Genomic DNA, 296 nt, shown 5'->3' on the forward strand with positions numbered 1-296 from the left:
ATAGAATCTTCAAGAGTAAGTGTCGCAGTCAGTGTAGTTTCGTTATCACAATCATCCGATACCGTATAGATTACAGTAATAGTACCACCAGCACCACAAGTGGAAGCAAGGTTCGTAAATGCATAATCGGAAGTTACATCAAATACAGCATCTGCATCACAGCTATCTGTACCACAAGATTGAAGTGCTAATATATTAGCAGCATTCCAATCGTTAGCAATGGTTTCATTATCTGTTCCATTACATTCTATGGTTTCATCTACAACCGTACAAGCCGTTAGGTCTGGACCAATAGA

1 protein-coding gene is annotated in these 296 nt (G+C 39.2%); it reads right to left on the reverse strand.

The genetic code is table 11. From position 1 onward, the window contains the following. The coding region (locus ACVC3Y_RS00295; protein WP_452225744.1) for a hypothetical protein at positions 1 to 296 on the reverse strand (296 nt) is incomplete at both ends.

This window comes from Lacinutrix cladophorae (assembly GCF_053604645.1).